Genomic DNA, 8,601 nt, shown 5'->3' with positions numbered 1-8,601 from the left:
TCAGCGGCCAACTGCTGCCCCCGCCCATACCCCGCCCGCCCGGAGACACAACGTCCCGGGTCTCGACGGGCTCGACCACCGGTATCGATCACCGGTGGTCGAGCCCGTCGAGACCAGGCACGTTCTCGTCGCGGGTCAGGAGGCCTTGTCGACGTCCTCCGCCAGGGTGCCCAGGTACAGCGAGATCACCTTGGGGTCGGCCTGGAGCTCCCGGCCGGTCCCGGTGTGCGCGTCCTTGCCCTGGTCGAGCACGTAGCCGCGGTCGCAGATCTGCAGGCAGCGCCGCGCGTTCTGCTCCACCATCACGACGGACACGCCCGCCTTGTTGATCATGCGGGTGCGCAGGAACGTCTCGTCCTGACGCACCGGCGACAGGCCGGCGGACGGCTCGTCGAGCAGCAGCACCGACGGGTTCATCATGAGCGCACGGGCCATCGCGACCATCTGGCGCTCACCACCCGACATGGCGCCCGCCCGCTGCCCGCGCCGCTCGCCCAGCGTGGGGAACAGGTCGGTGATGAACTCGAACCGCTCGTCGAACGTCTTGGGCCGCAGGTACACGCCCATGCGCATGTTCTCCTCGACGGTGAGCGAGGGGAACACGTTGTTGTTCTGCGGCACGAAGCCCACACCCTGCGAGACGAGCGTGTTGGCCTTCTGGTTCGTGATGTCCTGGCCGGCAAGGGTGACGGAGCCGGAGCGCACGTTCACCAGACCGAACAGGGACTTGAGCAGCGTCGACTTACCGGCTCCGTTCGGGCCGATGATGCCGACGAGCTCGCCCTTGGCCACCTCGAGGTTGCACCCGTTCAGGATGTTCACGCCGGGCAGGTACCCCGCCACGATGTCGGTCGCCTTGAGCAGGGGCTCCCCCTTGGCGATCGTTGCCACGTCGCTCATCGCTTCTCCTCCTCGGCCTCGAGCCGGGCCAGGACCGCGGGGTCGAGCAGCGAGTCGTCCCCGAGGTCGGTGTCGTGGTGGGCGCCGAGGTAGGCGCCCACGACCGCCTGGTCCTGCATGACGGCGGCGGGCGGTCCCTCGGCGACGATCCTGCCCTCCGCCATCACGACCACCCAGTCCGAGATGTGCCGGACGGCGTGCATGTCGTGCTCGACGAACAACACCGTCATGCCGTCGTCGCGCAGCGCCTGGACATGGTGCAGCAGGGACTGCACGAGGGCGGGGTTCACGCCGGCCATGGGCTCGTCGAGCATGATCATGGTCGGGTCCGTCATCAGGGCCCTGGCCATCTCGAGCAGCTTGCGCTGGCCGCCGGAGAGCGAACCCGCGAAGTCGTCCTTCTTGGTGTCGAGCTTGAACCGCGAGAGGATCTCGAGCGCCTTCTCGGTGTTCCGCTTCTCCGTGCCGGACCACAGGGGCCTGATCAGGGAACGGAACATGTTCTCGCCGGGGTTGTCCATCGCGGCGAGCAGCATGTTCTGCATCACCGTGAGGCGCGACAGCGCCTTGGTGAGCTGGAACGTGCGGACCATGCCGTTGCGCGCCACCTTGGCGGCGCCCATCCCGTCGAGCGACTTGCCCTCGAAGGACCAGGAGCCCTGGTTGGGCTTGTCGAACCCGGTGAGCAGGTTGAAGAACGTCGTCTTGCCCGCACCGTTGGGGCCGATCAGGGCGGTGATGACGCCCCGCTGAACCTCCAGGTGCTCGACGTCGACGGCGGTCATGCCGCCGAACCGCCGCTGCACGCCGTCGGCCATCAGGATCGGGTCGGGCTTGCTGACCCCCACCTTCGCGTCGACGCCGGCGAGGACGTGCTCCGCCGCTCTGGCCGCCGCGGAGTCGCTGCGCTCGACGGCGTCCAGCGCCTCGGCGGTGCTCTCGGGCTCGGTCACCTCAGTCACCTTGTTCTCCGTCGTCTCGTCGGTCTCCGTCGTCTCATCGGGCATCGAAGGCGAGCTCCTTCTTGTTCCCCAATATTCCTTGCGGACGGAAGATCACCAGCAGCATCAGGGCCACACCCACGACGAGGCCACCGATGGTCTCCACCTGGCTGGGGGAGAGCGAGTCGGCCAGCCCCTCGCGCATGCCGGCACGCAGCAGCATGAAGACCGCCCAGAAGAGCATCGAGCCCAGCACAGGCCCGAACAGGGTCGCCGCACCGCCGAGCAGCAGCACGATCCAGACGAAGAACGTCATCGACCGGGCCATGCCGTCAGGCTGGACGGCGCGGGGCAGCACGTACAGCACGCCGCCGAGGGATCCGAAGACGCCGCCCAGCACGAGGGCCTGCATCTTGATGGCATAGACGTTCTTACCCAGGGCGCGGACGGCGTCCTCGTCCTCGCGGACCCCCTTCAGCAGGCGGCCCCACGGGCTACGGGTGAGCAGCCAGACGACCACGAGGGCCAGTGCCACGAGGCTCCAGCCGACGATCCGCACCCACCACGAGTCCGAGCCGTTGTTGAGGTGCTCGAACGGGCCGATGGCCGTGCTCCCGTCGGGCAGGGGCGACAGGGCGGCGAACGTCTCCTTGAACTCGTTGCCGCGCAGACCGGCCTGGCCGCCGGTCCACTCGGCGAGGCCGCTGGACCGGCCGAGCATGCGGACGATCTCGGCCGCCGCGATGGTGACGATCGCCAGGTAGTCACCGCGCAGCTTCAGGGTGGGCATACCCAGGATCAGTGCGAACAGGATGCTGGCGACCAGCGCGACGATCACCGCGAGCAAGATGGGCGCCCCCGCGATCGTCGAGATCGCGAAGCCATAGGCACCGAGCAGCATGAAGCCCGCCTGGCCCATGTTGAGCAGACCGGTGTACCCGAAGTGCAGGTTGAGGCCGATGGCGGCCAGGACGAAGGCGGCAGTGGTCGGCGCGATCAGCTCTTCGGCCGACTGCGTGAGGATTCGGCTCAGTTCTTCCATGGGAGTAGTCCTTTCAGCCGATCCGCTCGCGCCGGCCGAGCAAGCCTTGCGGGCGCAGCAGGAGGACGAGAATCAGGATCGCGAGCGCGGAGGCGTAGCGAAGGTCGTTCGGCATGCCGGGGATGAGCGGCGACATCTCGACGACGATGCCGATGACCATGGACCCGGCCAGTGCGCCGAACGCAGTCCCGAGGCCACCCAGCGTGACGGCCGCGAACATCAGCAGGAGGATCTGCATGCCGGTGTTCCAGCTGAAGGTGCCGACGGACAGGCCGTACATCAGGCCCGCCAGACCGGCGAAGCCGGTGGACATGGTCCAGACGATGCGGATGATCTTGTCCGGGTTGATGCCGGTGGCGGAGGCGAGCGCCAGGTTGTCCGACACGGCGCGCGTGGCCCGACCGATCCGCGTCCGGGTGAGGAACCAGCCGATGAACAGGATCGCCAGCACCGCGACGGCCATCGACGTCCAGGACCACGACGAGAGCGTGATGCCCGCGATGGTCATCGACGTCGGGTTGCTGCTCAGGATGCGCTCCGAGCCGTTGCCGATCATGAGCTGGATCGAGAACTGCAGGACGAGGGAGAGCCCGATGGTGATGATCATGAGCTGCGTCAGCGGTGTGGAGCGCTGTCGCAGCGGCTTCCACAGCACGACGTCCTGCACGAATCCGGTGGCCGTGCAGATGGCCAGCGCGATGGCTGCCGCTGCCCAGAAGGGCAGACCCCACATGTTGACTCCCATGAAGGCCAGCACGGCCCCGAGGGTGAACTGCTCGCCGTGCGCGAAGGTCGACAGGCCGGTGGTGCCGTAGATCAGGCTGATGCCCACCGACGCCAGAGCGAGGAGCAGGCCGAGGCGGATGCCCAGCCCGAACTTCTGCCACGCGTTCGACCACGAGAACCCGCCGGAGGTCGCCTCTTCGGAGCCCTCCTCGCCGGCGGCGGGTGTCTCCGTGCCCCCGGTCGCGCCTGGATCGGCCGACGGTGCGCTGCCGACCGGCTCGTCACCGAGCGTGATCGCGCCGCGCGCGGTGGAGCCCGTCTGCGCTGTCACCTGACGCTCGGCGGGGTCGGGGAACAACCCGTCAGGGAGGGTCGCCTCGTCGAGGGTGATCGTGTACGTGCCGACCTCCGGCACCTCCACGGACACCGGACCCTCCTGGGTGGTGGTCACCTTCGCGTCGAACTCGGCGCCCGAGATGGTGACGCCGACGTTCGGGACGAAGTTGTTGTCCTCGTCCATGACGATCGCCGCGACGCAGGCCGTCGAGGCGTCGGGTGTGCAGTCTGTCGCGACGGGCGCCGTGGCGGCCATGGCTGGCGCCGCGGCGAGCAAGGCCGGGAAGGCCACTGCCGCGAGCGTGGCCACGAGCCTGCGCGCGGCTGTCGCGAGGTTCGGTCGGTCGGCTGTCATCTGCCGGGTCCTCCGTCGGTTCTGGTGTGTAGTGCCCGAGGTCTCGGTGCCGCTCGATGCCAGGATGATTTAGCCCTGCTTAACCAGGCCTGCATCAAACTGATGGCATCAGCGTGCCGGAAGTGTAGCCGCACCATGTGTCACGGATTACACGTGTCGTGTCACACAGGGTTTCGCCGGCCGCAGATGGACCACCCGGGGGATCTGCACCGTTGCAGACCGGGGTCCAACCAGGGGTAGCGCGGCTGGTGGCGGGTGCCGTGTCCGCTTCGACACCCGCTTGGATCGCAGTTCGGCAACGATCGGCCCGGTCACCCAGAGAGGTGACCGGGCCGATCGTCTTTCAGTCCTGTCATTCAGCAATCAGGAGCGATGATCACGAGCGATCAGGTCAGCCTGCGACCGAGCCCTCGACGACCTTGGTCCAGATGTTCTTGTTGTCGCCGTCGTACTCGTAGACGCCGATGAACGCGGACGACGGGTCGTTGTCCTCGTTCAGCGGCCCGATGCCGGAGACACCCTGGTACGCGATCTCGTCGCCCGCCTCGAGCGCCTCGACGCCCTCCTCGAACGTCGAGACCTCGGTGGCGCCCTCTTCCGAGCCCGAGACGGCACGGATGTTCTCCGCGATCGTCTGGCCGTCGGTGCCCTTACCGCGAACGGCGGCGAGCGCGACGAGGATGGCGGCGTCGTACGACTCCGCCGCGTACGCGTAGTCGCTCAGCTCCTCGTCGTTCTCCGCCACGTACCAGTCGTTCAGGCGCTCCTTGAACTCCTCGGGAGCGTCGGCGCCGGGGATGGTGCCCTTGACACCCTTGAGCGTGCCCGGATCGAAGTCCGCCGAGTAGTCCGCCGTGTTGCCGTCGCACAGGTAGGTCTTGCCGGCGAAGTCCCAGTCCTGGGTGATCAGCTCAGCGATGACCGCCTTGGTCTCCACGAAGGCGAAGATCGCGATCGCGTCGGGCTTGGCGGCGATCGCGTCCGCCACCACGTTCGAGAAGTTGGTCTCGGCCTGCCCGAACTCCGTGCCGTCGCCGGTGGCGCCGTACACGACTTCGCCGCCGCCTGCCTCGACAGCCTTCTGCACGTTGTCGCGCAGACCGGTCGCGTAGTCGTCCTGCATCGTGAGGAAGGCGACCTTCTGGTGCCCGTCGTCCAGCATGAGCGAGCCGAGCGCCTGGCCCTGCACGGTGTCCGGCGGTGCGGTCCGCGCGAAGAGCGGGTCGTAGCCCGACAGCGTCGTGGAAGTGTTGGCGGGCGAGACCTGGATGACGCCGGCCTCGGTCACCGAGTCGACGACGTTCAGGGTCACCGTCGAGGACGCCGCGCCGATGATGGCGTTGACGTCCTTGCCGAGCAGCTCGCTGACCGAGTTGGTCGAGACCTGCAGGTTGTCACCGTCGCCCGAGTCCGCGTTCTCGACGACGACGTCGTTGCCGAGGACGCCGCCCGCGGCGTTGATGTCGTCTACTGCCTGACCGACGCCCGCGACCTCGGGCGGACCCAGGTAGGCGAGGTTGCCGGTGAGCGGGAGCAGGGTTCCGATCTTCAGCGGATCGGACGAGCCCTCCCCCTCGCCGCCTCCGGAGGTGGTGGTGCAGGCCGCGAGGCCCACGCTGAGGACAGCGGCGATCGCGAGACCGCGCGCCGCCGTGGAACGTCGAATCATTCTGCTGTTCCCCTTCGAGCGGGAGTGAACCTGACGCGGCGACTTGCCTCGTCGTGGCGTGAACGTAGTCACACTCTGTGTCACCAATGTGTCTAGTCCGCCACACCGACTCGATCGTTACGAGGATGTTACCCAGACCACACCGCGCCCCAAGAGCAGGGGTGAAACAGGATTTGAACCGGCAAGAAACGAGCCGACGACAGCTCGGCAGGGGGTCCTTCTGCACCCCGAGCACGCCACCGCCGGCCCCTCCGGTCAGCTTCGGAACTGGGTGAACGAAGCAGTCGCCGGGTCCGCGCCGATCCGGCCGTCCGGCGAGTCCAGGGCGTCGATGTCCGCCATCTGCGCCTCGGTCAGCGAGAACGAGAACAGGTCGAGGTTGGTCGCCATGCGCTCAGGGTTCACGGACTTCGGGATCAGGATCACGCCGTGCTGCACCTGCCAGCGGAGCACCACCTGACCGGGCGTCACGCCGAGCTCGTTCGCGATGCTGACCACTGCCGGTGCCTCCAGGTCAGCGCCCTGCCCCAGGGGCGAGTACGCCTCCGGGACGATCCCGTGGGCCCGGCTCCGCTCGACGGTGGCCGGCTGGCTGAAGGTCGGGTGCAGCTCCACCTGGTTCACCGCCGGCACCACGTTCGACTCGCTGACCAGCCGGTCTAGGTGCTCGGGCAGGAAGTTGGAGACCCCGATGGCCCGCACCGCACCGTCGGCCAGCAGCTTCTCGAAGGCTTGCCACGTCTCTCCGTACAGACCGCGGCCGGGTACCGGCCAGTGGATGAGGTACAGGTCGACGACGTCGAGACCGAGCGCCCGGCGACTGTCCTCGAAGGCGCGCAGCGCGCTCTCGTAGCCCTGGTCGCCGTTGCGCAGCTTGGTGGTGACGAAGATTTCCTCGCGCGGGACGCCGGTGGCCCGGACGGCCGCGCCGACGCCGTCCTCGTTGTAGTAGGCGGCAGCGGTGTCGATGTGCCGGTAGCCGAGCTCGAGGGCTGTCTCGACACACGCCTGCGTGCCGTTGCCTGGCACCTGGAACACGCCGAGACCCACCTGCGGGATCTCGACGCCGTTGTTGAGCCTGACGGACGGGATGTCGGTGGCTGCGTTCATACCAACCGTTCTAACATCCGCCCCTGACACCGTCGACACACCGGCGGCGAGGCCCTGAAAACCGGGCTTCAGGCCCCTCGGAGACAAGTCGGATGCAAGTCACTCAAGATTGATCGGGCTTTCCTTGCGTCTGGCGGGTAGGGTAGGGGCGTTGCAGTGCCTCGATCGTTCTTCCGTGAGATGACGACGACACCGTGATTATGCGATCCCGACGGTCGGGGTCGTCGCCTCATGCAAGGAGCAGTACATGGCATTCGGAACCGTCAAGTGGTTCAACGCCGAAAAGGGCTTCGGGTTCATTGCACCCGAGGACGGTGGGCAGGACGTGTTCGCTCACTTCAGTGCGATCCAGTCGGACGGCTACCGTTCACTGGAGGAGAACCAGCGCGTCGAGTTCGACGTGAAGCAGGGCCCCAAGGGCCTGCAGGCGGAGAACATCCGCCCGATCTGATCCCTCAGACTTCGCAACCATCGCGCTGAGCTCAGCTGAGTTCGTCGCAGGTTGTACGACGTCGGCCCGGCCACCTTTCGAGGTGACCGGGCCTTCGCCATTTCAGCCCGTGGACCGACGGCTCGATCCGGAACCGTTGGGCCGCGCCGGGCGTTTCCCACCTGGACCGTCACCTACGAAGGACGAGATCATGGGCTTCCTCGACCGACTGCTTGGCCGCGAGCCGCGCGAGCAGACTCCGGGTATGTATCAGGGCGGCAGAATGCCGCAGCAGCAGTACCGGCAGACGTCGGGCCAGACTCCCGAGTACGGCACCGCACCTGTCTACGGCTCCGCCGCGAGCACCGGCCGCAGCGAGGACGAGGTGGCGATCGAGCGCTACCGCTACCTGCTTCGCACCGCACCGCCGGACCGCGTCGAGGAGGCGCACGCCGAGGCGTTCGCGCAGCTCACGCCCGAGCAGCGCAGCCAGGTACTGGCCCAGCTCAGCGAGACCGTCCCGCCGAACGAGCGCGCGACCTCGGACGACCCGCGGGACCTTGCTCGCATGGCCACCCGCGCGGAGATGCGCAACCCGGGCACCCTGGAGCGCAACTTCGGCCAGAGCCGCGGCCCGGGCTTCGGCTCGATGCTCGGCGCGAGCATGCTCGGCACGATCGGCGGCATGGTCATCGGCTCGGCAGTCGCGGACATGATGTTCGGCAGCTCCTTCGGGGACCCCGCCCAGGACTTCGCCGGCGGCGAAGAGGGTGGCGGTGAAGGCGGCGGCGCGGAGGAAGCGGGCGCCGAGGGCGGCGAGGCCGGCGCGGAGCCGGTCGAGGCCTCTGGCGGCGACGCCGGCGGTGATGTGGGCGGCGACGCCGGCGGTGGCTTCTTCGGAGACTTCGGTGGCGGCGGAGACTTCGGCGGGGGCGACTTCGGAGGCGGCGAGTTCTAACCTCCCGCTGGACTGGCTCCGCCCCGTTGGTCGAGCTTGTCGAGGCCTCGCAGGTCCCGACAAGCTCGACGTTCGGGTAGAGCTTGCGCTCCACGAAGTAGTCGTCCGAGAGGGCGATCTCCTCGAGGCCGCGC

Annotated in this window: 8 protein-coding genes; 2 read left to right on the top strand and 6 right to left on the bottom strand. The window is 68.0% G+C overall.

Translation table 11 applies throughout. The annotated features are described in order from the left end of the window. Window positions 1-135: 135 nt before the first annotated feature. From AB0I32_RS26930 to AB0I32_RS26905, 6 genes are all read right to left on the bottom strand, one after another. On the bottom strand, window positions 136-900 hold the full coding sequence (locus AB0I32_RS26930; protein ID WP_357454967.1) for an ABC transporter ATP-binding protein: 765 nt from the start codon (window positions 898-900) through the stop codon (window positions 136-138). Next, entirely contained in the window at window positions 897-1,907 is a 1,011-nt protein-coding gene (locus AB0I32_RS26925) for an ABC transporter ATP-binding protein (protein WP_357511741.1), read from the bottom strand. Before AB0I32_RS26925 ends, AB0I32_RS26930 begins: the two co-directional genes overlap by 4 nt. Further along, complete coding sequence (locus AB0I32_RS26920) at window positions 1,897-2,883, bottom strand: branched-chain amino acid ABC transporter permease (protein ID WP_357511738.1); 987 nt, start codon at window positions 2,881-2,883, stop codon at window positions 1,897-1,899. The genes AB0I32_RS26925 and AB0I32_RS26920 overlap by 11 nt, the downstream gene beginning before the upstream one ends. Window positions 2,884-2,896: 13 nt before the next feature. After that, window positions 2,897-4,300, bottom strand: coding sequence for a branched-chain amino acid ABC transporter permease (locus AB0I32_RS26915; RefSeq protein WP_357511736.1), 1,404 nt, complete (start codon window positions 4,298-4,300; stop codon window positions 2,897-2,899). Window positions 4,301-4,691: 391 nt separating this feature from the next. Then, window positions 4,692-5,969: an ABC transporter substrate-binding protein gene (locus AB0I32_RS26910; protein WP_357511734.1), complete on the bottom strand. Its 1,278-nt coding sequence runs from the start codon at window positions 5,967-5,969 to the stop codon at window positions 4,692-4,694. Between the two features lie 255 nt (window positions 5,970-6,224). Beyond that, window positions 6,225-7,079, bottom strand: coding sequence for an aldo/keto reductase (locus AB0I32_RS26905; protein ID WP_357511732.1), 855 nt, complete (start codon window positions 7,077-7,079; stop codon window positions 6,225-6,227). A gap of 247 nt (window positions 7,080-7,326) precedes the next feature. Here AB0I32_RS26905 and AB0I32_RS26900 point away from each other — a divergent pair, with 247 nt between their 5' ends. Together AB0I32_RS26900 and AB0I32_RS26895 are read left to right on the top strand one after the other, a co-directional pair. Further along, window positions 7,327-7,530: a cold-shock protein gene (locus AB0I32_RS26900; protein ID WP_116677330.1), complete on the top strand. Its 204-nt coding sequence runs from the start codon at window positions 7,327-7,329 to the stop codon at window positions 7,528-7,530. Window positions 7,531-7,720: 190 nt separating this feature from the next. Continuing rightward, window positions 7,721-8,467, top strand: a complete 747-nt coding sequence (locus AB0I32_RS26895; RefSeq protein WP_357511730.1) for a hypothetical protein — start codon at window positions 7,721-7,723, stop codon at window positions 8,465-8,467. Window positions 8,468-8,601 lie beyond the last annotated feature (134 nt).

This window comes from Promicromonospora sp. NPDC050249 (genome assembly GCF_040656015.1).
In the GTDB taxonomy this organism is placed as follows: domain Bacteria; phylum Actinomycetota; class Actinomycetes; order Actinomycetales; family Cellulomonadaceae; genus Promicromonospora.
This window is presented reverse-complemented; position numbering and strand designations above follow the sequence as displayed.

Excerpts from the sequence above, each read along its gene's own strand:
- AB0I32_RS26900 (WP_116677330.1), top strand. The coding sequence starts at position 7,327 with ATGGCATTCGGAACCGTCAAGTGGTTCAACGCCGAAAAGGGCTTCGGG.
- AB0I32_RS26910 (WP_357511734.1), bottom strand. The coding sequence starts at position 5,969 with ATGATTCGACGTTCCACGGCGGCGCGCGGTCTCGCGATCGCCGCTGTC.
- AB0I32_RS26930 (WP_357454967.1), bottom strand. The coding sequence starts at position 900 with ATGAGCGACGTGGCAACGATCGCCAAGGGGGAGCCCCTGCTCAAGGCG.
- AB0I32_RS26895 (WP_357511730.1), top strand. The coding sequence starts at position 7,721 with ATGGGCTTCCTCGACCGACTGCTTGGCCGCGAGCCGCGCGAGCAGACT.
- AB0I32_RS26925 (WP_357511741.1), bottom strand. The coding sequence starts at position 1,907 with ATGCCCGATGAGACGACGGAGACCGACGAGACGACGGAGAACAAGGTG.
- AB0I32_RS26915 (WP_357511736.1), bottom strand. The coding sequence starts at position 4,300 with ATGACAGCCGACCGACCGAACCTCGCGACAGCCGCGCGCAGGCTCGTG.
- AB0I32_RS26920 (WP_357511738.1), bottom strand. The coding sequence starts at position 2,883 with ATGGAAGAACTGAGCCGAATCCTCACGCAGTCGGCCGAAGAGCTGATC.
- AB0I32_RS26905 (WP_357511732.1), bottom strand. The coding sequence starts at position 7,079 with ATGAACGCAGCCACCGACATCCCGTCCGTCAGGCTCAACAACGGCGTC.